The sequence below is a fragment of the Geomicrobium sp. JCM 19038 genome (assembly GCF_000698125.1).
In the GTDB taxonomy this organism is placed as follows: domain Bacteria; phylum Bacillota; class Bacilli; order Bacillales; family Marinococcaceae; genus Geomicrobium_A.
In genome coordinates, this window is record NZ_BAXA01000007.1 from 185,970 (window position 1) to 208,531 (window position 22,562).

20 protein-coding genes and 7 pseudogenes are annotated in these 22,562 nt (G+C 41.6%); 17 read left to right on the forward strand and 10 right to left on the reverse strand.

Going from position 1 to position 22,562, the window contains the following annotated elements:
• Nucleotides 1-4 precede the first annotated feature (4 nt).
• A complete protein-coding gene (locus JCM19038_RS23635; protein ID WP_081831753.1) occupies nucleotides 5-601 on the forward strand; it encodes a thiamine pyrophosphate-dependent enzyme in 597 nt (198 codons plus the stop codon).
• 73 nt (nucleotides 602-674) lie between these two features.
• Here JCM19038_RS23635 and JCM19038_RS10965 read toward each other — a convergent pair whose 3' ends face one another.
• From JCM19038_RS10965 to mqnE, 3 genes and pseudogenes are all read right to left on the reverse strand, one after another.
• On the reverse strand, nucleotides 675-1,142 hold the full coding sequence (locus JCM19038_RS10965; RefSeq protein ID WP_042417762.1) for a hypothetical protein: 468 nt from the start codon (nucleotides 1,140-1,142) through the stop codon (nucleotides 675-677).
• Nucleotides 1,143-1,405: 263 nt separating this feature from the next.
• Nucleotides 1,406-3,010 carry an ABC-F family ATP-binding cassette domain-containing protein gene (locus JCM19038_RS10970; RefSeq protein WP_042417764.1) on the reverse strand — a complete coding sequence of 535 codons (1,605 nt, stop codon included), beginning with the start codon at nucleotides 3,008-3,010 and terminating at the stop codon, nucleotides 1,406-1,408.
• A gap of 141 nt (nucleotides 3,011-3,151) precedes the next feature.
• Nucleotides 3,152-4,245, reverse strand: a pseudogene (mqnE, locus tag JCM19038_RS10975) (aminofutalosine synthase MqnE).
• Nucleotides 4,246-4,516: 271 nt separating this feature from the next.
• Between mqnE and JCM19038_RS10980 the strand changes: the two are divergent.
• A complete protein-coding gene (locus JCM19038_RS10980; RefSeq protein WP_042360324.1) occupies nucleotides 4,517-4,702 on the forward strand; it encodes an aspartyl-phosphate phosphatase Spo0E family protein in 186 nt (61 codons plus the stop codon).
• Nucleotides 4,703-4,815: 113 nt separating this feature from the next.
• Nucleotides 4,816-5,172: pseudogene (locus JCM19038_RS10985) on the forward strand (HesB/IscA family protein); the annotation flags it as partial.
• Nucleotides 5,173-5,241: 69 nt separating this feature from the next.
• Here the strand turns inward: JCM19038_RS10985 and JCM19038_RS10990 are convergent.
• Entirely contained in the window at nucleotides 5,242-6,231 is a 990-nt protein-coding gene (locus JCM19038_RS10990; protein WP_042360326.1) for an NAD(P)/FAD-dependent oxidoreductase, read from the reverse strand.
• A 279-nt stretch (nucleotides 6,232-6,510) separates the two neighbouring features.
• On the opposite strand from JCM19038_RS10990, the gene JCM19038_RS10995 reads away from it, so the two are divergent.
• The 3 genes and pseudogenes from JCM19038_RS10995 (at nucleotide 6,511) to JCM19038_RS24745 (ending at nucleotide 8,994) form a co-directional block, all read left to right on the forward strand.
• Nucleotides 6,511-7,731 carry an NAD(P)/FAD-dependent oxidoreductase gene (locus tag JCM19038_RS10995; protein ID WP_152549414.1) on the forward strand — a complete coding sequence of 407 codons (1,221 nt, stop codon included), beginning with the start codon at nucleotides 6,511-6,513 and terminating at the stop codon, nucleotides 7,729-7,731.
• A gap of 183 nt (nucleotides 7,732-7,914) precedes the next feature.
• A pseudogene (locus JCM19038_RS11000) lies at nucleotides 7,915-8,240 on the forward strand (YuiB family protein).
• A 112-nt stretch (nucleotides 8,241-8,352) separates the two neighbouring features.
• Complete coding sequence (locus JCM19038_RS24745) at nucleotides 8,353-8,994, forward strand: 3D domain-containing protein (RefSeq protein WP_042417770.1); 642 nt, start codon at nucleotides 8,353-8,355, stop codon at nucleotides 8,992-8,994.
• Nucleotides 8,995-9,042: 48 nt separating this feature from the next.
• Here JCM19038_RS24745 and JCM19038_RS11010 read toward each other — a convergent pair.
• The 3 genes and pseudogenes from JCM19038_RS11010 to JCM19038_RS11020 all read right to left on the reverse strand — a co-directional run bounded on the left by JCM19038_RS11010 (nucleotide 9,043) and on the right by JCM19038_RS11020 (nucleotide 11,627).
• A pseudogene (locus JCM19038_RS11010) lies at nucleotides 9,043-9,530 on the reverse strand (divergent PAP2 family protein).
• Between the two features lie 135 nt (nucleotides 9,531-9,665).
• A pseudogene (locus JCM19038_RS11015) lies at nucleotides 9,666-10,212 on the reverse strand (biotin transporter BioY).
• Nucleotides 10,213-10,394: 182 nt separating this feature from the next.
• Complete coding sequence (locus JCM19038_RS11020) at nucleotides 10,395-11,627, reverse strand: MFS transporter (protein ID WP_238554388.1); 1,233 nt, start codon at nucleotides 11,625-11,627, stop codon at nucleotides 10,395-10,397.
• A 299-nt stretch (nucleotides 11,628-11,926) separates the two neighbouring features.
• Here JCM19038_RS11020 and JCM19038_RS11025 point away from each other — a divergent pair, with 299 nt between their 5' ends.
• The 4 genes and pseudogenes from JCM19038_RS11025 (at nucleotide 11,927) to JCM19038_RS11040 (ending at nucleotide 15,668) form a co-directional block, all read left to right on the forward strand.
• A complete protein-coding gene (locus JCM19038_RS11025) occupies nucleotides 11,927-12,610 on the forward strand; it encodes a glycerophosphodiester phosphodiesterase (RefSeq protein WP_042417774.1) in 684 nt (227 codons plus the stop codon).
• A gap of 75 nt (nucleotides 12,611-12,685) precedes the next feature.
• Nucleotides 12,686-13,306, forward strand: coding sequence for a hypothetical protein (locus JCM19038_RS11030; protein WP_042417777.1), 621 nt, complete (start codon nucleotides 12,686-12,688; stop codon nucleotides 13,304-13,306).
• Between the two features lie 96 nt (nucleotides 13,307-13,402).
• Nucleotides 13,403-13,876 (forward strand): S-ribosylhomocysteine lyase, encoded by a 474-nt coding sequence (locus tag JCM19038_RS11035; RefSeq protein WP_042417781.1) that lies wholly within the window; start codon nucleotides 13,403-13,405, stop codon nucleotides 13,874-13,876.
• A gap of 155 nt (nucleotides 13,877-14,031) precedes the next feature.
• A pseudogene (locus JCM19038_RS11040) lies at nucleotides 14,032-15,668 on the forward strand (formate--tetrahydrofolate ligase).
• Here JCM19038_RS11040 and JCM19038_RS11045 read toward each other — a convergent pair.
• A complete protein-coding gene (locus JCM19038_RS11045; protein ID WP_042417784.1) occupies nucleotides 15,665-16,264 on the reverse strand; it encodes an isochorismatase family cysteine hydrolase in 600 nt (199 codons plus the stop codon). The pseudogene JCM19038_RS11040 and the gene JCM19038_RS11045 sit on opposite strands and share 4 nt — an antisense overlap.
• 86 nt (nucleotides 16,265-16,350) lie before the next feature.
• Here JCM19038_RS11045 and JCM19038_RS11050 point away from each other — a divergent pair, with 86 nt between their 5' ends.
• Together JCM19038_RS11050 and JCM19038_RS11055 are read left to right on the forward strand one after the other, a co-directional pair.
• On the forward strand, nucleotides 16,351-16,848 hold the full coding sequence (locus JCM19038_RS11050) for an Lrp/AsnC family transcriptional regulator (protein ID WP_042417786.1): 498 nt from the start codon (nucleotides 16,351-16,353) through the stop codon (nucleotides 16,846-16,848).
• Nucleotides 16,849-16,850: 2 nt separating this feature from the next.
• Nucleotides 16,851-18,044, forward strand: a complete 1,194-nt coding sequence (locus JCM19038_RS11055; RefSeq protein ID WP_042417852.1) for an aminotransferase — start codon at nucleotides 16,851-16,853, stop codon at nucleotides 18,042-18,044.
• A 23-nt stretch (nucleotides 18,045-18,067) separates the two neighbouring features.
• On the opposite strand, the gene JCM19038_RS11060 is transcribed toward JCM19038_RS11055, so the two are convergent.
• Nucleotides 18,068-19,405 carry a sodium-dependent transporter gene (locus tag JCM19038_RS11060; RefSeq protein WP_042417789.1) on the reverse strand — a complete coding sequence of 446 codons (1,338 nt, stop codon included), beginning with the start codon at nucleotides 19,403-19,405 and terminating at the stop codon, nucleotides 18,068-18,070.
• Nucleotides 19,406-19,618: 213 nt separating this feature from the next.
• Here JCM19038_RS11060 and yugI point away from each other — a divergent pair.
• Nucleotides 19,619-20,045: pseudogene (gene yugI / locus JCM19038_RS11065) on the forward strand (S1 domain-containing post-transcriptional regulator GSP13).
• A 79-nt stretch (nucleotides 20,046-20,124) separates the two neighbouring features.
• Here yugI and JCM19038_RS11070 read toward each other — a convergent pair.
• Nucleotides 20,125-20,355: a DUF378 domain-containing protein gene (locus tag JCM19038_RS11070; protein WP_042417791.1), complete on the reverse strand. Its 231-nt coding sequence runs from the start codon at nucleotides 20,353-20,355 to the stop codon at nucleotides 20,125-20,127.
• 116 nt (nucleotides 20,356-20,471) lie between these two features.
• On the opposite strand from JCM19038_RS11070, the gene JCM19038_RS11075 reads away from it, so the two are divergent.
• From JCM19038_RS11075 to JCM19038_RS22845, 4 genes are all read left to right on the forward strand, one after another.
• Nucleotides 20,472-21,800, forward strand: coding sequence for a glucose-6-phosphate isomerase (locus JCM19038_RS11075; RefSeq protein ID WP_042417794.1), 1,329 nt, complete (start codon nucleotides 20,472-20,474; stop codon nucleotides 21,798-21,800).
• 69 nt (nucleotides 21,801-21,869) lie between these two features.
• Nucleotides 21,870-22,031, forward strand: coding sequence for a YugN-like family protein (locus JCM19038_RS23645; RefSeq protein ID WP_238554382.1), 162 nt, complete (start codon nucleotides 21,870-21,872; stop codon nucleotides 22,029-22,031).
• On the forward strand, nucleotides 21,965-22,273 hold the full coding sequence (locus JCM19038_RS21830) for a YugN family protein (protein WP_238554383.1): 309 nt from the start codon (nucleotides 21,965-21,967) through the stop codon (nucleotides 22,271-22,273). The genes JCM19038_RS23645 and JCM19038_RS21830 overlap by 67 nt, the downstream gene beginning before the upstream one ends.
• 20 nt (nucleotides 22,274-22,293) lie before the next feature.
• Nucleotides 22,294-22,449, forward strand: coding sequence for a hypothetical protein (locus JCM19038_RS22845; RefSeq protein WP_169965845.1), 156 nt, complete (start codon nucleotides 22,294-22,296; stop codon nucleotides 22,447-22,449).
• Nucleotides 22,450-22,562 lie beyond the last annotated feature (113 nt).

The window sequence follows — 22,562 nt, forward strand, 5'->3', positions numbered from 1 at the left end:
ACTCATGGCAAAAGAGAAAGATCCGAGCATTTATAGCCACGTCATGCAAACGTTAAATGAAGTATTACCAGAAGACACCATTGTGACGTGTGATGCAGGGAACTTTGCGACTTGGATGCACAATCAATTAGTCATTCGGGATCGTTTCTCATTCGTCGGACCGACAAATGGAGCGATGGGGTACGGCATTCCAGCTGCTGTTGGTTCTAAAATCGCTTCTCCTCATCGACCAGTCGTTGCGTTTTGTGGCGATGGTGGGGCGATGATGACGATTCAAGAGATTGAAACGGCAGTTAGACATCAATATCCAATCATCGTGCTATTGTTCAATAACCAAAGTTACGGTACCATCCGTATGCATCAAGAGATGCATTACCCAGATAAAGTCGTCGCAACGAAACTTGGTGTGGTTGATTTTGCGAAGATGGCTGAGTCAATGGGAGCGCTAGGTATGACGGTTACTAACAAAGAAGAGTTCCAATCAACGTTTGAAAAAGCGATTCATGCAAATCAAACAGTACTGTTAGACATTCAATGTAGCGAAGAACCTTACGTTTCTAACGGTAAGACGTATGAAGATGTTAAAGGTATAAAAGCGTAAAGAAAAGGCCGCAAGCATTGCTTGCAGGCCTTTTTATATAGTTAAAACGTCTGTTCAATGTTGATGTCGGAAATTACATAGTGTTCGAGTTCCTCATCAAATGTAAAGACATATTCTTCGATAAATTGTGCTCGGTTGCCAGCGCATCTTCAATGGACGACGTATGAACAGTGACGATACGCTCATGATCTTCAGGTACTGAGATATGAATGTCTTCTAAATCATTGTGTAGGAGTTGATCGACAATGGTGTAGTGATCCCAATTAAAGTCTTGAATGTAAGCATCTTGGTTATATTGATGATGAATCGTTTCAGCTAAAGATTCGTCATACATCATTTTCAATTCATCTAATGGTCTTGCATAATTCGTCGTCATGACAACGTCCATCGTCTTATCTTGAACGTCAATGAGCTGTTCATAAATGAGGCTCTCGTCCATTTCAAACGTATCATGTGTAAATGTAAGTTCTTCTTCTGGTGCAATTCCTAATCCTGAGGTTAATGCAGTCGAACCGATTAGTGCTGTCATCACCATTTTCATGATGATCGCTCCCTTCGTATTCCCAATTTTGGGTTACTTATCTATACCCTTCACATGCAATCAATAAACAATAATTATTATAATTTTTAATTTGATTGTAATAATTGACTTGTTTTTGCAATGGAGTACATTCTTCATTAGTACATGTTATTTGTTAAGAAAATAGACCAAGAAATTAACAGGAACAATTAGAAGAAAGTTAGAGTATGGCGTGCATACAAAAAAAGAGACAATCTTAAAGATTGTCTCTCTCGTACATTCATTTATACTTGCCCGATCAATTTCATTTCAGCAAGGTATTCGTCGTAAGACATCTTCTTATCAATCATACCTTCAGATGAGAATTCGATAATTCGATCCGCAACGGTTTGAATGAATTGATGGTCATGTGATGAAAAGAGTACAGAACCTTTGAAGTCTGTGAGCGCGTGGTTCACGGCTTGAATGGCTTCAAGGTCCAAGTGGTTTGTTGGCTCATCAAGGATGAGTACGTTTGAACCACTAAGCATTAATTTGGAGAGCATACAACGAACTTTCTCGCCCCCAGATAGTACTTTTGCTTTCTTCAGTGCTTCTTCACCACTGAAAAGCATACGACCGAGGAAGCTTCGAATAAAGCTTTCTGTTTGGTCTTCTGGTGAGTATTGACGTAACCAGTCTACAAGGGTAAGATCAACGCCTTCAAAGAACTCGGTGTTGTCTTTAGGGAAGTACGATTGGCTCGTTGTAACGCCCCATTTGTACGTTCCTTCATCGGGTTCCATTTCACCTGCAAGAATTTGGAACAGTGTCGTTTTTGCCGTTTCGTGACTTCCGACAAACGCGACTTTCTCGTTTGGTGACAGTGTAAAGCTAATGTTATCAAGTACTTTTTTGCCATCGATCGTCTTCGATAAGTTCTCAACTGTGAGTAGGTCATTTCCAATATCACGGTCTGGTTTGAATGCAACGTATGGTGTTTTACGTGATGACGGTTTAATGTCATTCAGTTCAATTTTATCGAGTGTTTTCTTACGGGACGTTGCTTGTTTGGACTTCGATGCGTTGGCGCTAAAGCGTGCAATAAAGTCTTGTAGTTCCTTGATTTGTTCTTCTTTTTTACGGTTTTGGTCTTTAGCCATACGACGTGCAAGTTGGCTTGACTCGTACCAGAAATCATAATTTCCAACGAATAGTTCAATCTTACCGTAATCAATGTCTGCAATGTGTGTACACACTTTGTTAAGGAAGTGACGGTCGTGAGAAACAACGATGACTGTATTCTCAAAGTTCATTAGGAATTCTTCTAACCAGTGGATGGCTTTAATGTCCAAGTGGTTTGTCGGCTCATCGAGTAAAAGAATGTCAGGGCTACCAAATAGTGCTTGGGCGAGAAGGACTTTTACTTTTTCTCCACCTTCAAGCTCAGACATCTTCATATAATGATACTCAGCACCGATTCCAAGACCGTTGAGCATTTGAGCTGCTTCGTTGTCAGCGTCATAGCCGTTCATCTCAGCAAATTCGCCTTCAAGTTCAGCAGCGCGCATCCCATCTTCGTCATTGAAGTCAGGCTTCATGTAGATGGCGTCTTTTTCTTTCATAATGTCATAGAGCCTTTTATGCCCCATGATGACGGTTTCGAGTACTTCATACTCTTCATAAGCAAAGTGATCTTGCTTTAGTACAGCCATACGAGAACCTTTAGCCATGCTCACATGACCATCTTGAGATTCGATCTCTCCAGAAAGAATCTTTAAAAACGTTGATTTACCGGCACCGTTTGCGCCGATTAATCCGTAACAATTGCCTGGGTTAAATTGAATATTTACTTCTTGAAATAACTTCTTATCTCCGTAACGGAGACCTACATTTTGACATGAAATCAAGTGTCATCTTCCTTTCTTTACGTTAAACTCTCTATTTTCAATGGAGCAATAATCTCCATAAACACGCTACCCATTATCATACCATGATCTGCAGTTGCAATCAAAAGCACGGTCAGGAAACCTGACCGTGCACTCTTGAATTTAGTACGTTTTAATCACGTTGTAGAACGTGTCTCGTTCGACTGGTACTTTATTTGCACCTTTGATCATATGAATGAGTTCTTTTCTCGTAATTCCTTGAGACGTTAACGCCCCTACAGAATGAGAGATTCGCTCTTCAATGAGTGTACCGTGGATATCGCTTGATCAAATGTTAGTGCCATTTGGGTTAATTGAGGTCCGATATTAATCCAATACGCTTTAATATGATCGAAGTTATCAAGCATAAGTCGAGAAATTGCAATTGTACGCATATCATCAAATGCCGATGTTCGTCTTGTAAGTCCAGCATTTAACTTACGTGGTTGCATGGCAAGCGGAATAAATACCATATAGCCGTTCGTTTTGTCTTGCAATTGACGAAGGCGATCCATGTGAATTAAACGTTCTTCATACGTATCAATAGAACCGTAAAGCATCGTAGCATGTGTCTTTAAACCGAGACCGTGTGCAATTTCATGTGCTTCTAACCATTCATCCGTCGAAGCTTTTTCAGGACTCATCTTCGCACGGTAACGTTCTGTGAGAATCTCTGCCCCACCACCCGGAAGGGTGTCAAGTCCAGCTTTGATTAGCTCTTGAAGAACTTCTTTCATTGAAAGACCAGCAATACGTGCGAAGAATTCAATCTCAGCACCAGTATATGCTTTAACCGTTACATCTGGGTAATGTTTCTTTAAGGTGCGAACCGTATCTAAATAATAATCGAACGGAACTTCATTATTATGACCACCTACGATGTGGAATTCTTTAATGTTATCGTTCCAGCGATCACTTACATATTTCAGTAATTCATCGGAATCCATCGTGTAGGCGCCTTCTTCACCGGGCTTACGTTTGAAGCCACAGAATGAACAGCTCGCTTCACATACGTTCGTTGGATTAATGTACATGTTCTCAATAAAGTAGACATTATCGCCGTTTTTCTTTTCATTTACTTCATTAGCTAGTTGAGCAACCGAAAGTAGATCGGGAGTATCGTAAAGTATAAGACCATCTTCAATTGTCAATCGTTCACCGTTTCTGACTTTTTCACTAATGGCTGCAAGTTTAGAATCTTGTAGTAACGTAGCCATCGTTATCCTCCTTTAAAACGGGTCTCCGTTGTAAAATATAGTATAATGCATTTTGAACATAAGTAATGGGAATGTTTCTCTTCACCTATTATACGCTTTCCCTATCCTATTGGGAAGGGAAGATGATGGAACACCTCTATAAGCGGACGAACACTTGAAAGTCAATAGAGTTTTAAGATTTTTTTTGCTTGGTCATCCAGTTTCTAGTAGAATAACAGTAGATTTACTAAAGAGAGATGAATGCTCGCCATGAGCAAGAAAGGAGATCAACATGGAACAGGATCAACAGGAAATCGTTGAGCAACTGGAACAGTTACGCTCGAAAATGATTGAAATGGCAAAACAGCATGGCATGGATCATCCTCTTGTATTGAAATATAGCCAAGAGATCGACCTTATGCATACAGAACTGTTAAAAGCATCTCATCAGGAGCTTACTGTTGTCTCGACATATTAAGCCCGTTGAATAAAACCAATCCTCCATGCGATTCTCTGAACTTGCGATTCGTGACATACCATATTACAATAACGACAATGTAATCTTTTCGATTTACCCGAAAGGAGGAAGAGGTCATGATTACAATTACAGAAACTGCGGCAGCGCGAATTACTGCAATGAAGGAAGAAGAAGGCAATTCTTCATTGAAATTACGAGTAGGTGTCAAAGGCGGAGGATGTAGTGGATTGTCATATGGACTTGGCTTTGATGCCAATAAGGCAGAAGACGATACACTCTTTGAGGTGTCTGGCATTGATGTGCTCGTTGATTCGGAAAGTAAGCCGATCGTTCATGGGCTCGTGATCGATTATAAAGAGAACATGATGGGCGGTGGCTTCACGATTGAGAATCCTAATGCCATTGCCAATTGTGGATGTGGCGCCTCATTTAGAACTGCACAAAATGAGGGAACACCAGAAAATTGCTAAACATCAAATGGAAGCGAATCGCTTCCATTTTTTTGTACAAAAAAGCCTGGAATTCCCAGGCTTTTTCCTTTAAAACATATGTGAACTGTGTCCAGGCTGAAGTCTTGCTTTTGGATCGATGTAAGCTTTTGCGTTACTTACAGCAGTTGGCGCTTCCCCAAAACCAGAAGCAATTAACTTAACTTTTCCTTCATAAGAAGTAATGTCACCTGCAGCATAAATACCAGGAATGTTTGTTTCCATTCTTGAGTTAACGAGAATGCTGTTTTTAGTAATTTCTAGTCCCCAGTTTTTAATCGGTCCAAGAGAAGATACAAAACCGTAGTTGACGATCACGTCGTCTACATCGATGATTTGTTCTTGCTCGCCTTTAACTTCTTGCAACACGACTTGTTCGATGCGACGTCCGTCACCGCGAAGCTCTTTAATGTCATATGGTGTGTGTAAGGTTACATCAGACTTGTGTAGCTCGTTGACGCTATGTTCATGCGCACGGAACTTGTCGCGACGATGAGTCAATGTCACGTTCGCTTGTTTTTCTAGCATAAGAGACCAGTCAACAGCAGAGTCTCCACCACCACAAATCAACACGTTACGACCTTTAAATGCGCTCAAGTTGTTCACAAAGTAATGCAAGTTACTCGCTTCATATTGTTCAGCTTCTTCAACCGCTAACCTACGAGGTTGAAACGCACCAACACCGCCAGTAATAATAATCGTTTTGGAGTAATGTACGTCTTTATCTGTTTCAATGCGGAATGTTTCATCTTGAAGCTTATCAACCGTGTTAACGGTTTGTTCTAACACGATCGTTTGATCAAACATTTGCATTTGTTCAAGCAAGTTATCGATGAGTTCTTGCGCACCGACCTTTGGAAAGCCAGCGACATCGTAAATGTATTTCTCAGGATAAAGAGCAGTAAGTTGACCACCTAGTTGAGGCATACTTTCGATGACTTTGACTTTTGCTTGCCTCATCCCGCTATAAAATGCTGCGAATAAACCTGCCGGTCCACCGCCAATAATGGTAATATCGTAAAGATCGATAGAGTTTTCCACGACCTCACACCTCCAAGTAGTATAAAACTGTGACAACCTTTATAGTATACCATTGCTTAGGTTTCCCTGAAAACGTTTGAGTGTCTCTTATTGCTACAAAATTCGACTTTAGCTTGCATAAAGCAAACATTTTCATATTGAAATGTCGAGGGACTATAGCTATAATTAACAGTGTACATTTGTGAACGTTTAGTAACATTAATTTTGTTGTCTGAGTACGTGAATGAAATCACAAACTTAGACACGAGGATTTATTAATAGATTGGAGATGTGAGGAAAGTGGCAAAGAAACCACAAATCGTCATTCTTGGGGCAGGATATGGCGGAATGATCGCAGCGACGAAACTTCAAAAGAAGCTAGGTTCAGGTGAAGCACACGTAACACTAGTGAGCAAGCACAAGTACCATTATCAAACAACTTGGTTACACGAACCAGCCGCAGGAACCATGCATCACGATGATGCTCGTATTGAGATTGATAAGGTTCTTAACTCAAACAGAGCGAACTTTGTTCAAGACACAGTAATTTCAATCAACAAAGACGAGAAAAAAGTCATCTTAAAAGAAGGCGGAGAGCTTGCGTACGATTATTTAATTATCGGTGTCGGTGCAACTGCTGAAACCTTTGGTGTAGAAGGTGTCTTTGAACACGCGTACCATAAGTGGACGATTGATGGTGTACGTGAACTTAAAGACCATATTGAATTCCAATTTAGTAAATACCGTAACGAAACGGTTCATAAAGACGAAGACTTAACGTTTGTCGTTGCAGGTGCTGGATTTACAGGGATTGAATTCATTGGAGAACTAAGCGAGCGAGTTCCAAAGCTTTGTGAACACTATGATGTGCCACGTGAAAAAGTAAAGATGTACGTGATTGAAGCGGCACCAAGTGCACTTCCTGGGTTTGATCCAGAACTCGTTGAGTACGCGATGAATTTACTTGAGCACCGCGGTGTTGAATTCAAAATCAACACGCCAATCGCTGAAGTAAAAGAAAACCTCGTCGTTTTAAAAGAAGGCGAAGAAATCCCTGCAAGCACGATTATTTGGGCAACAGGCGTTCGTGGAAACAAGCTTATTGAAGAATCTGGTTTTGAAGCGATGCGCGGTCGTGTGAAAGTAGACGCTGATTTACGTGCACCAGGTGAAGAAGACGTCTTTATCATTGGAGACTGTGCACTCATCATCAATGAGGAAACGGAGCGTCCGTTCCCTCCTACCGCACAAATTGCAATGCAACAAGGTGCAGTAGCAGCTGAGAACGTGATGGCACTCATCCGTGGAGGCACAACGTCTAACTTAAAGCCAGAAATTCTCGGAACACTTGCTTCACTTGGTGGTAAAGAAGCGATGGGTACTGTTAACGTATCATTCCTTAAAGGAAGAAAGCTTTATGGACGGTCTGCATATTTCATGAAGCATATGAGTGATAACCGTTACTTGATGAAGCTAGGCGGACCGCTTCTAGTTCTTAGCAAAGGAAGAAACCCCTTCTAAAAATTCTTATTGAAAACTAACTCAGCTGCAACGGTGCGACTGGGTTAGTTTTTTTGTTTGGGGCGAATGACTTTTTGGTGCGTAGCAACGTGAAAAACATATGGACAATGTTTGAACATTGTTTAGTTTATTGACGAGGGTGTTTGCCTTTTGTAAACTTAATGTGATATGGAGGTGAGCGGCATGGGAATTACGAGTTTGCCGCAGTTAGTCATTTCCATGATGTTGTTTTTAATTTTGTTTTTTGGTATTGGTTTTCTTTTAAATATGGTACTTCGTTCAACGTGGATGATGGCGGTTTTGTATCCGATCATCGTCGTATGGATGTGAATTCTGCAACGTTTACGCAATACTTCACAAACCCAATTCAATCCTTCTCAGCTATTCCAGCCGAGTTTGCTGCACTTAGAATTGCGGATATCGTTATTTTGGCATCCGGTTTTATCGGTGCATTGATTGCAGGGGTTGCGATTCGCATGTTACGAGTTCGTGGTTATCAGATGTTTTAAAAACATACATCGTGGAAGTATAAAGCATTGCCAGTTGGCAGTGCTTTTTTTGATACGTGCATAAGCGCGTCTTGAATTGGGCATGCTGTCGTAAGTGAAAGAAGGTGACAGCATGCACTTGACGACTACCGTTTTGCGACGAATACTTCTCGCACTACTCGTAAGCGCTGCCCTTTATGTAACGTACAATCAGCTTACAGGGTTAACGCATAATGATTGGTATGAGTCGAATACGTTAGATACGCAAATTCACGAACAAGTGATACAAGAAGCATCGTCTGAAGGATTACTGATTAAAGAAAATACATCCGTAAGAGAAGCGGTTGCCCAGATCGAAGAATTTGCAAATTTGGATGCATTTCCGACGCGACGTGTTATGGCAACAGGCTATACTGCGGGTATGGAATCAACGGGTAAAGAACCTGGTCATCCTGCATATGGTCTTACATATTCCGGTGTACCGGTTTCAAGAGACGTCTATTCAACGATCGCAGCAGACCCTGATGTGTTTCCAATTGGAACAGTGTTGTTTATTCCAGGATACGGATACGGCGTTGTTGCCGATACTGGCTCAGCAATTCAAGGAGAAATTATTGATTTGTATTATGACACTGTTGAAGATGTGTTTGCTGAGTGGGGGAAGAAAGAAGTAGATGTCTATATTATGCAAGAAGGAAATGGCCAACTGAGTGAAGATGAATTTAGAGCTTTCCAAGAAAACCGAGCCGTTGATGGCTTTACCCCACCTGTGTAATGAATAAAAAAGCCAGTGCCTACAATGAAGTAGGTACTGGCTTTTGTCTTAGAATAAGGTAGGTTCTAAGAAGTTGTAGACGAAGATTGCGAGCAAGATTCCAAGTAGTGCTCCGAAAAAAACCTCAATTGGCTTATGACCAAGCAGTTCTTTCAATTCTTCGCGTTTCTCAACTTCTTCTTTATGCTGCCAATTCTTCGCTTCATGCATGAACTTGTTAAAATCATTCATTAGTTGATTTAACATCGTAGCATGGTATCCTGCGTGTCTACGTACTCCAGTAGCATCATACATAACAATGATGGCGAACATTGCAGAAAGTGCAAAGAATGTTGAATTAAAACCGTATTCAAGGCCGATCGTCGTTGCAAGAGCGGTGACAGCGGCTGAATGGGAGCTAGGCATGCCCCCAGTGCTTGTTATTAATGAAAAATCCACTTTTCTCGTTGCGATAAAGGCAATTGGGACTTTGACAAGCTGTGCAACGATAATGGCTGAGATTGCATCCAGAGCGGATAATTATAAATGATTTCCATGAAGCTCAACGTCCTTTCTCATCTAAAAGCGTGGACGTTCTTCGAATCGAAGAAAACCCCGTATACGAACATTTACATATTATAACACAGTCCGTAAGGTCCTACACATGAGAAAGAAGTATTGATCATGAATCGTTAAGAAAATTGTGAGGATAGCGGCCGTTTAACAAGTTGTGGTAGTTGGTGCGCAATAATCGCAGCCATAACTGTTAAGATGACGTCTTTGATGAAAGGCAACACCATCCAAAGCCACACAAGTCCGTAAGAGAATTCATCAGGAGCACCAAAACCGAGCATATAAACTCCATACATCCAGTTGGTGCCGATCAAGTAGTTCGCCAGAAGTCCGACAAAGCTAGCAACAACATACGTTTGATGGTCGGTTCAGCTTTTCGTTCAATGATTTTTCCGACGACAAAAGCAACGACGATAAAAGACAGAATGAAACCAAAGGTTGGACGAACGAACATTCCTGGTCCACCGTGGAACTGTGTAAATACAGGGCACCGAGTAAACCTACAAGAGCATAAACCGTCATCGCCCAAGCGCCTCTTTTACTACCGAGTACAGCTCCAGTTAAAATCGCCATAAATGTTTGAAAAGTCACCGGTACTCCGAAGATAACAAGAAATGGAAAGAAACTCGTAATATTAGATGCAACAGCCATCAGTGCAACGAACATAGCAATAATGATTAGGTCGAAAGTTCTCAAAGTTCCATCTCCTTTAGTTATGTATGGTTTGAACTATAGCGTGTCGACTTTTTATTGTCAACTTAAATTCATAATTGGTTAACGATAGAGGTGCGAACAAAAATAACCGCTACAAGGTGAGCGTTTAACTCGACCTTGCAACGGTTAATGAATTAGACTGTTTTCTCTTGCCGAGATGATTTTGGCTGTTTGTTATCACTATTTTCATGAGAGAGTACGAGCTTTAAACAAATTGCTGCTACGAAGAATAGTCCTCCTGTAATAATGAACACCATTGGAATGCCTAACGTCCCGGCAATAAAACCACCCGAAACAGGACCGATGACATTTCCGAGAAAGCGGAAGCTTTGGTTGTAACCGAGTACTTCGCCTTGCATTGAAATGGGACAGACTTGACGAATGTAAGCTGTCGTACATGGAATTAATCCACCGACTGCAATCCCGAACAAGAAACGAAGTAGAATTAAATGCCAAAGCTCCGTCACAAAGGCTTGAGGTATGAAGAATAATCCTGACAACAATAGCAGTACGAGCATGATTTTCTCATGACCGATTCTGTCCCCAATCTGTCCCCATTTTCTCGTTGCCACTAAGTTCCCAAGCCCTGTAACAGAAAACGCAAGTCCAGCTAAAAACGCGAGATTCTCCGTTTGTGTCAGACTATCCACGTACAATGCAAGCAATGGCTGGACGCTAAAGTTGACGAGTTGTATTAGCATTGCAACGACCATAACCATAATGAGAACAGGCTTTGCTCCAATATGTTGAAGAACTTCTTTCCAGTGATAGCGTCTGCGCTTTTCGCCTTTTTCTTCGTAGATGACTTCTTTTACGCCGACAATGACAAGTATTGTCGCAAGTACGAGCACACTCGAGGTAATAAGAAATGTTAATTGCATTCCGACTGTATCCGCAATCATCCCACCCATAAGTGGTCCGAGTAAACCACCAGATACCGTACCGGTTTGAAGGGTACCGAGTGTTTCACCAGCCGTGCGTTTATCACTTTGAGCGGAGATTAATGCCATCGATGCAGGGATAAAGCCTGTCGCAAGCCCCATAAATGCCCGTAATACAAACAGTGATTCAGCGGATTGGACATACCCCATTAAAAACACACTAATTGCGATCCCAAAGCCAGTACCAATCAATATTTTCTTCCTGCCAAAGCGATCCCCAATTCTACCCCATAATGGAGAAACGAGAAAGGCAACTAAAAAGGAAACACCAAAGGTCAGCCCAGCCCATCGCTGTACTTCAGCTGGTGTGTAGCCACCAAAAGAGTCGATATACAGTGATAAGAACGGCAAAACCATCGTCATACTTGCTCCGACGAATAGGTTCGCAAACCACATAATAGTCAAGTTACGTTTTTTAACTTTGATGATAATCACCTTCGTTTATGATTGAAGTCAAACGTGTAAAAGAGAAGTAAGAACATGACATGAAGGGATAGAAGAAGATCAAGACACGTGAAGATGCACTCTGATTTACAGAGTGTTGGTGAGTGTTCAATTTATTTCGCTTATCTAAATAATACATCACTCTGATAAAGTGAGTCAAAGACGCTGTTCTTGCTCCTATGTGAAAAATGCTAGAATAATCTAGCCATTTCATTGAAATGCTCTTCTTGATTAAGAATTTCTAACGTATGCTATAAGGAACAGGTAAGGGAGTGATTCAGTTGGTTGAAACGACGGTTAAAGTAGTTGCCCACCGTGGAAGTACGAAAGGTTCAATCATCCAAGAAAACACACTCCCAGCGTTTGAACGTGCCATTATGTTAGGTGCCGATTACATTGAAACGGATCTTCGAAAAACGGTGGATGGACAAATCGTCTGTGTTCACGATGAAACGATTCAAGGGAAGAAAGTGAAGTATTTAACGTATGCTGCATTGAAAAAACGAGGGGTGCCAAAGTTAGAAGAAGTGTTGCACCTGTGCAAAGGAAGAATTCGCCTCAACTTAGAGTTGAAAGAACAACAGCTCGAAGCAGAGCTTATTAAACTTGTAAATCAAAGCGACATGAGTCATGAAATCATCGTTACGTCATTTGACTTAGATGCTATTCGAATGATCCAACGTATGAATCCAATCATTCAAACCGGTGTGATTATCGGAAAACGCAATCGCTTCCAAAAAAGACGTTTGCGACTCACTCACGTTGATCTCGTGTGTGTTCACTATTCCTTACTTACCGACGAACTGATGACTCTCGTTGAAAACCAAGGGTCCATGCTTTGGGTTTGGACAGTCAACAACCGTTCGACGATACAAAAATGCTTGAAAAAGAACATTGATGGCGTGATTACGGATGAAGTTACGCTATGTCGAAACGTCCTCATGGATCATGAAGCGTTCCGATAAGGCTCATTGTTACATATTCGCGTTCTATGCATAGGCTACTGTAGCGAATGACTGTAAAAAGGAGAGCCTTAATCCATGTCTAGACTTGAGGTATTTGCCGCATGGATGATTGTGACCGGGACGGTCTTTGAAGCCGCATCGGTTACACCGAAGTTCCCGTTAACTGATGAACAGCGTGAATCATTGGAGACGGTTGGTGTTGCATTACAAGCAGCGGGCGATACGATAATTTATGAACTCATCGAGGAGTACAATCTAGAGAAGTTAGGAACGGGTTTATTTGCAATTGGAAATTTAACGATCTTACAAGGTTTACTTCGCGATATTGATGATGAGCAAATGACTAGATTTGATATGCAAGGAAATGCGATTCAAGCACTTGGTGGCAGCATCATCTTGCCGGATTTGCTTCCACTTGAGAAATCTAAAGCAGAAATTCTTGAGTTCTATGGCCTTACAATCGAAGTCATAGGCAACGTGTTACACGTATTTGCAGGTGCCAAAAATTTACGTGGTGAAGACGGAGATGGCGATACGCTAGATCTATTTGGTGCTTGGGCGCAAGTGTTAGGTTCAACGATGGGAGCGGTTGGTCTTGAAATCAGTTTAGCAGAAGAGGATATGAGTGAAAGGGATCAAGAAGCCAACTTGTCTCAACAATTCGAAGAAATGAAGGTGAGGTTAGCGGCTAAATAGTCGTAAAGCAACCTGGAATGATGCAAGATTGAATGATTGCCAAATGTTTTGTCCGTGTCGTAAACTAAGTGTAATTGATGATTGGAGTGATGAGTAATGGCTTCTAGAGTCGAAAGCTTTGAATTAGATCATACAAAAGTAAAGGCGCCATACGTAAGGCAAGCTGGTGTTCAGCATATTGGTACTGATGGCATTGTTCATAAGTTCGATATTCGTTTTGCACAACCGAATGTAACGAATCTAAACCCACCTGAAATTCATACACTAGAGCATTTGCTTGCGATTCATATTCGTGAATATACGGAAGCGTACGATCATATTGAAATTATTGATTTGTCACCGATGGGTTGTCAGACAGGGTTTTATTTAATCGTTGACGGTCCTGCACAAGTCACAGAGATTATCGACATCTTAGAGAAAACAATGACAAGAGGACTCCAATACGATTATGTACCTGCAGCGACTGAGCTAGAGTGTGGCCAGGCAAAATTACACGATCTTGACGTCGCTAAAACGTGGATGACGTATTGGCTAAAGCAAGACAAAAAAGAGTTAGAACAAGTCTTTTAAAGGGCGAGCCAAGTTGGCTCGTTTTTTCTTTTTTAAATTGTTTGTTTTTAGAGCTTTCAGAGTGCTCCGTACTTCATGTATACTTATGACGGAATAGATCAAAAAGGGGTAATCATATGGCGAATACTGACATAGAAATTGCACAACGAGCGAACATGTTACCAATTGAAGAAGTGGCAAATCGTTTAACGATTCAATCAGAACAACTTGAGCTGTATGGAAAATATAAAGCGAAATTAGCAGATGATGTTATCGACCCTTCTAATGATGATCAAGACGGAAAGCTAATCCTCGTCAGTGCAATCACACCAACCCCAGCTGGCGAAGGAAAAACGACCACAACGGTTGGTTTAGGAGATGCTTTAAATCAACTCGGTAAGAAGACTGTTATCGCATTACGTGAGCCATCTTTAGGTCCAGTGTTTGGAATGAAAGGTGGAGCCGCTGGTGGTGGGTATTCACAAGCAGTTCCGATGGCAGATATTAATCTTCATTTTACCGGTGATTTACACAGCATTGGTGCTGCGAACAATCTTCTTGCAGCGCTCATTGATAATCATATTTATCATGGCAACGAGCAAAAGATTGATCCTAAGAGCATTACTTGGAAGCGTTGTTTAGATATGAATGACCGTCAACTTCGAAACATTGTAAGTGGTTTACAAGGGAATACGAACGGTGTGCCTAGAGAAGATGGATTTGACATAACCGTAGCTTCTGAAATTATGGCAATATTATGCCTTGCAAGTGATCGAGGGGATTTGAAGAAACGTTTACAAGAAATCGTCATCGGATTTACATATGAAAAGAAAGCCGTCACTGCGGGTGATTTGAAAGCAGAAGGCGCACTTGCTACGATTCTTAAAGACGCGTTTAACCCTAACCTCGTGCAAACACTTGAAAACAACCCTGTCATTATTCATGGTGGTCCATTTGCAAACATTGCCCACGGTTGTAACTCTGTTATCGCTACAAAAGCTGCGTTAAAGCTTGGTGATTATGCCGTTACTGAAGCAGGTTTTGGTGCGGACCTTGGTGCTGAGAAGTTCGTGAACATTAAATGTAGACAATCGGGCTACGCCCATCTGCAGGTGTACTCGTTGCAACCGTTCGAGCATTAAAGATGCACGGAGGTGTCAAAAAGGAAGATTTGGCAGAAGAGAATCTCGGTGCAATAGAAAAAGGCATTACAAACCTTAAGCGTCATTTCAACAATATGCAGGAAGTGTATAGGATTCCAACGGTTGTCTCCATCAACCAATTTCCGACTGATACAGAAGAAGAGCTTGAACTCGTGCAGTCATTATGTGAACAAGCCGGCATACAAGCCATTCGTTCGACCGGTTGGCGTGACGGCGGAAAAGGCGTAATTGACCTTGCTGAATCGGTTGTCAATCTCACCGAGAAACAAGAATCTACGGTGACGTTCACTTACAACGACGATGAAAGCTTAGAAGAAAAAATTAAAGCCGTTGTAACAAATGTATATCGTGGAAGTGGCATTCAGCTTTCAAAGAAAGCGAGAACAAAACTCCGCGAATATGAGCAATTAGGGTACAAGAAGTTACCGGTCTGTATTGCAAAAACACAATATTCATTTAGCGACGACATTAACCTCGGGAGCACGCCTGAAGCATTTACAATTCAAGTCCGAGATGTGAAGCTCAATAGCGGTTCACGTTTTATCGTTGTCGCCACAGGTGCGATTCTTACGATGCCAGGGTTACCGAAAAAGCCAGCAGCTGAGAACATCGATGTTGATGAAAAAGGCTTGATTTCTGGCTTGTTTTAAATGGTCCGTTCATAATAGTCGTCTGCTTCTTTTAACATGGAATTGATTACGAGTTGATCTGATGGTGTCGTAGTTGCTCTTAGCACCGTGCTCATTATCGAAATCGCTTGGTCATTCTCTTCTTCCGTAAGAGATGCAGACAAGTCAGACGGAATGAACAACTTAAACTTCCTCATATACGCATCGTTTGCTGTGAAATGTACACACATATTTCCAGCGATTCCACAAATTAATAACGTCTGAACGTCGAGCTGACGGAGTAAAATGTCGAGCGGCGTTGCGTAGAACCCGGAGAATTGCGGTTTGAGTACAAAATAATCGTCGTCTTCGGGTTTTATCATTTCATTAAATTCTCGAACGTTTCCTTGCTGTTGCAAGCAATGTGAGTATAAGTCTTTAAAGTCGCTTTGCCATCTACCGTAGTTGTCATTTACATAAATTATTGGAACATGGTGAGATTTTAATTGTTTTTTCAGTATAGAAATTTTCTCGGGTAAATGTGAAGCGCTTGCAAGAAGGTCTTGACCATCTTCAAATGAAAAATCATTGATCATATCAATAATTAGCATAGCCATTCTTGGCGATGAATGTTTCATAATTTCCTCCAAACATAAAATGGGATAACTATGATAAGATACGATTGTATGCGAAAACTAACCTCAGTATATAAGGGGACCTATAAATGAGTAAAGAGCAAGAAACGAGACTCCTTCGTATTCTCGAACAAAATGGCAGAATTGATACTGAAGTTCTAGCAAAAATGCTCGATGAAGACGAAGAAACGGTTATTCAAACGATTAAACGTTTAGAAGATGAACATGTCATTTTAAGTTATGCAGCTGTTATTAACTGGAACAAAGTTGAGCAAGAAAGCCAAGTCGCTGCAATGATTGACGTAAAAGTTACGCCACAACGTGGCGTTGGCTTTGATGAAGTGGCTAATCGAATTCAACGCTTCCCGGAAGTTAGTGCGCTCTATTTGATGTCAGGAACGTACGATTTATCCGTAATGGTTGAAGGCCAGACGATGGAAGGAGTAGCACGCTTTGTCTCAGATAAATTATCGACATTAGATGCTGTGTTATCAACAACGACACACTTCCGTTTGAAAAAGTACAAGCATGACGGCATCGTCTTTGGTGAAGATGAGAAGGATCGTCGAATGGTGGTTTCACCATGAGTATGACCGCAAAACAAACGAATCACAGATTATCCAAAGCTGTTACTAGCATTGAGCCTTCTGGAATTCGAAAGTTCTTCGAACTGGCATCAACGATGGAAGATTGCATCTCATTAGGTGTCGGAGAACCTGATTTCGTTACTCCGTGGAGCGTGCGAGAAGCATGCATGACTTCCCTTGAGCAAGGCTATACAGCTTATACTGCAAATGCGGGATTGTTAGAGCTTAGAATGGCGATATCTGATTATATGGAAGATGCTTTCGACGTTACGTATCGACCTGAAGAAGAGATTATCGTTACGGTCGGTGCAAGTGAGGCGATTGATTTAGCAGTGCGAGCTACGGTCGACCCAGGAGATGAAGTGCTCGTCGTCACACCGTCATTCGTGTCGTATAGCCCGTTGATTACACTGGCAGGAGCAACACCAGTTCCGGTGCTCACAGATTCATCGACGAACTTCAAGTTAACCGCTGAGCGACTTGAAGAGGCGATTACAGAACGAAGTCGTGCGATCATTCTTTCGTTCCCGAACAACCCGACGGGTGCAGTAATGACGAAAGCGGAGTTAGAGGTAGTGGCTCATGTCATTCAAAAGCATGACCTGCTCGTATTTTCAGATGAAATTTACGCTGAGTTAAGTTACGATGAGCCTCACACAGCATTTTCATCTATTAAAGATATGAAAGATCGTACGATATTAATTAACGGTTTTTCTAAAGCATTTGCAATGACAGGCTGGAGACTCGGTTTTGTATGCGCACCGAACGACATTACTGAAGCGATGCTGAAAATCCATCAATATTCACTTATGTGTGCACCAACCCAAGCACAACACGGTGCGTTAGAAGCACTTCGAAGTGGCGGAGATGAAGTGAAGAAGATGGTGGAAAGTTATTATAGTCGCCGGAATTACATCGTAAACTCCCTAAATGAAATTGGTTTGTCGTGTCATATGCCGGGTGGTTCATTTTATGCATTTCCATCGATTGAAGCGACGGGAATGGATGATCAAACCTTTGCAGAGAAATTACTACTTGAAGAAAAAGTAGCCGTCGTACCTGGATCCGTATTTGGTGAAGGTGGCGAAGGGCATGTACGTTGTTCATATGCTACAGGCATGAAGCAGTTGCAAACAGCCGTAGAACGAATCGAACGATTCGTTAAGCGTCATACAAAAACCAACCCGCCTTCTTAAAGAAGCGGGTTGGTTTTTGGTTGTTATCCGAAAATCAAATAGAAGAAAACGACAATGATACATAGAGGCGTTATAAAACGAATCATGAGTAACCAAATGGAGTAGAACCCTTGTCTAAAATTGCTTCCACGCAGTAATTCGTCTTTCAAATCCCGTTTTTTCATCTTGTATGCGACGAATAATGAGATGAGTAAAGCACCGAGTGGGAGTAAAATGTTACTTACTAAATAGTCGACTGCATCAAAGAAAATCATGCCGAAGAAATAAGTTTCCGATAGTAAACTGTATGACAAGTTCGAAGGAATTCCCATTGCAAAGATCAACAATCCGACGATCCATGTCATTCGTTTTCTTAGGTGCTCTCTTCCACGAATTAATGGCGTGACAATAATCTCTAAAAGTGAAAAAGCTGACGTTAACGTTGCAAATAACATTAAAAGCATAAATAGGAAGAAGAACACTTCTCCAAATGCGAGCTGACCGAAAACTGCCGGAATAACAGTAAAGATAAGCATAGGTCCCTGATCAGGTTGCATATCGAACGCATAAATTGCCGGGAAAATCGCCAGACCAGCCATGATCGCAATCAACACACTGAGTAATACGACTGACCATGCTGAAGAAGGAAGGCTCGTGTTGCGATCAAGGTAAGAACTGTACGTAACCATGACCGAGACCCCTAAACTTAATGAGAAAAAGGCTTGTCCGAGTGCAAAGAGGAACGTTTCTCCTGTTACAGCAGAGAAATCAGGTTGTAAAAAGTAGAGAACTCCTTCAGATGCACCGTCAAGTGTTAATGAACGAATCATGAGGATCAGGAAGATTACAAAGAGTGCAGGCATCATATAGACGCTCGCTTTTTCAATTCCTTTTTTAATCCCCATTTGTACTACTAGAATGGTCATTACCATAAACGCAAGATGTGCGATTCCAATTTCCCATGGGTTGGACGTTATTTGGGTAAAGAGAGCGAAATGATCTCCGTCTGGTGGATTGGTGACATTCCCTGAAAAACTCCGTACGAAATAGGTCGTTATCCAACCTCCAACAACACTATAAAATGATAATAATAGGAAGGAAGCAACCATCCCGATAATTCCGATTAAATGCCATTGCCCTTTCGGTGCAATTTTTCGGTAGGCTTCAATGGCGCCTTCTTTCGTAGAGCGACCGAGTACAAACTCAGCAAGAAGTAAGCTCGTACCGACAGTCATAAGTAAAATGATAAAGATAAAAAAGAAAAGTCCACCGCCTTGCTCTCCGGCGACGTAGGGTAGTCGCCAAACGGTACCGAGGCCGATCGCTGAACCGGCTGCTGCTAATACAAACCCTATTCTTGAACCCCAACTATCTCGCTGCATGTATGTAAGAAACCTCCTTTTTATGATACGTTTAACAGTAATTCAGAAACTTCTACGTGTCAACTGGTTTTTCTTGCTTAGATTTATACCCCTTATCGACTTACTTCCTAAGTATATTTAGCAATTTGAAACATTTACCGTTAACTTCGCTTTGCCTGTTTAGTGAACTTATGGTATGATTTATGAGTTAATAAATGATTAGGGGATGTTTGAATGTCTGTAACACAATACGAAGTTGGCAGCATTGTTGAAGGTAAGATTACCGGTCTTAAGCCGTTTGGTGCTTTCGTTGCCTTAGATGAGAAGAACCAAGGCTTGGTTCACATTTCTGAAGTCGCTCATGGTTATGTGAAAGACATTAACGAAGTTCTTTCCGTTGGTGAAGAAGTTAAAGTTAAAGTCAAGTCCGTTGATAGCGATTCTGGAAAGATTTCTTTATCCATTCGTGCTACTCAGCCTGCCCTGAAGGGTCTGAGCAAAGAAGCGAACGTCCACGTAACAATAACAACCGTGGACCGAAGAATTTCAGCAGCAACAACAACAAGAATCAAGGTTCAACACTCTTGAAGACAAGCTGAAAGATTGGTTAAAGCAATCGAACGAGATCCACGCTGACCTCAACAAAAGAGCACGTAAATAACTGTCAACCCCAATAAATTAAACCCGGACGACGCCTCGCTTTTCGGCAGTCCGGGTTTTTTTTAGAAGTTTAATGATACCTAATGTCTTTCTGGCTCAGGGCTTCTCTCTAACTCTTCACTAGGCTTGAAGAGAATTGATAAGCTATATAAACCGGCAAGACCTACGATTGCATAAATTACTCTGGCAAAAGCAGCAGATTGACCACCGAAAATTGCTGCCACTAAGTCAAAGCTAAAAAATCCTATAAGGCCCCAGTTAATCGCACCGATAATTACTAAAATGAGTGCAATACGTTGTAAACCGCTCATCAAACGTCACCTCCTATCGTACGCACTTAAGGTACATACATAGGGTGATGAATTTGATGTTTCGTTATGTACGATTAGAGCGGGAACTGTTTCCACATCTGTAAGGAGGTTTTCGTATGATAACATTCTCAAACATATACGCGGATTCTTTTATTAAGTCGCATGAATATGAGCAACTTAAACCGAGCCTATCCATCGCTCACGAGCAACTTCACAATCAAACCGGCGTCGGTGCAAATTACTTAGGATGGCTCGACTTACCTCTTGATCTCAATCAAGATGAGTGGGAACAAGTTCAAGAAAAAGCAAATGAAATCAAAGAAAATGCGGATGTACTGATTGTTGTCGGAATTGGGGGCTCTTATTTAGGTGCGAAGGCAATTATTTCTGCATTAACACCTACATTTAAACGAAGCGATCTAGGACCTGAAGTCGTGTTTGCGGGTCAACATCTTGATGGTGATTACCTTAATGACATGTTTGAAGCCTTTCAAGATCGTAGTGTTTATGTGAATGTGATTTCAAAATCTGGCACGACGACTGAACCTGCTATCGCCTTTCGATTTATTAAACGTTGGATGGAAGAGCGTTACGGGAAAGGTGCATCCAAGCGCATTATTGCAACGACCGATGCAAAAAAGGGAGCTTTACGTGAATTAGCTGAAACTGAAGGCTATGATACGTTTATCGTACCTGATGATGTTGGTGGGCGCTATTCTGTGCTTACTTCTGTAGGACTTTTACCGATTGCTGTTGCAGGGATCGATATTCTTGAAATGTTACGTGGAGCTGAACAAGCAAAAAAACAGTTTGACGTGAATGACTTGGAGAAAAATGAGGCTTATCAATACGCGGCCTTTCGTACTCTGGCCTACAAAAAGGGAAAAACAATCGAACTTTTAGCGACGTTTCACCCCAAGCTTCATGAATTAAGTGAGTGGTGGAAGCAATTGTACGGAGAAAGTGAAGGGAAAGACGGAAAAGGTTTATTCCCAGCTTCGGTTCAATATACAACAGACTTACACTCGCTCGGACAGTATGTACAAGAAGGTCAGAGAACAATGATTGAGACCGTCTTGAATATTCGTTCACAAACGAAGACGTTACACGTACCGAGCGATGCAACGAACTTGGATGGACTCAATTATTTAGCAGGTAAATCGCTACATGATATTAACCAAAAAGCCGTGCAAGGGGCTATGCTCGCTCACATCGATGGGCAAGTACCAACGAGTCTGATTGAATTGGATGCCTTAGATTCAAAACATTTAGGTGCGCTCATTTACTTTTTTGAAAAAGCATGTGCGATGAGCGGTTATATGCTCGGAGTAAATCCATTTGATCAACCTGGTGTTGAAAGCTATAAACGCAACATGTTTGCCCTTTTAGGGAAGCCAGGTTACGAATTAGAACGACAAACGTTAGAAAAGCGTTTGTGGGAATAACTCCCGTCTTATTTTTTGCATGAAATAGACTGTGTTTAGGGGAGGGTAATGGCAAAAGGAGGCGGCTTCATGATTGAACTGCGATCAGCCATTACCGATTTAACATTAAACATGCACGACTTAGAGAAACAACTACACCCACTAGGCTTTGTTACAAGCGACAATTGGATTATGATCACGGATATATCGATTATCAAATGGACGACTCTGGAGAAGCGTATCATTTTTTAAGGATTCCTTATAAGGCAATCCAAGGTGAAATCGGTTCAGGGAACCCCGAAGTACAATTGGGGCAACCTTTCTTGCTCGCCCATCGATATGAATCAGGAATTGAACACGATGGGATCACCGCTTATAGTGCTGTCTATAACCAGTTTTCAGCACCAGAGGAAAAAGATGCGTATGTCGATCAAAAGTACATCCGAGACGGTGTTCTCATCTTAAAGGAAGTCGAGAATCGTCTCGTTCATTAGTCGTCCAAGGGAGAGGTACTATGGGAGCGATTCTTTTTGGTGCGGCCGTTTTTGTCGGATGGACCCTCATTGATTTAAGTAAACATAAAGAGCTAAAGAAAGAAAATGTGCTCGGTTCATTATTCGTAGCCATCATCGCTGCGATTGGCTGGGCAGTATTTGATCTTATTTTATAGGGCGAGGATGAGTTGAGCACCTCGCTTAGGTCAACTTTAAAATAGAAGCATTCGTTGAAAAGCATCGCTCATATGAGCGATGCTTTTCATTTTGGGTCTGATGTAGCAAGCGG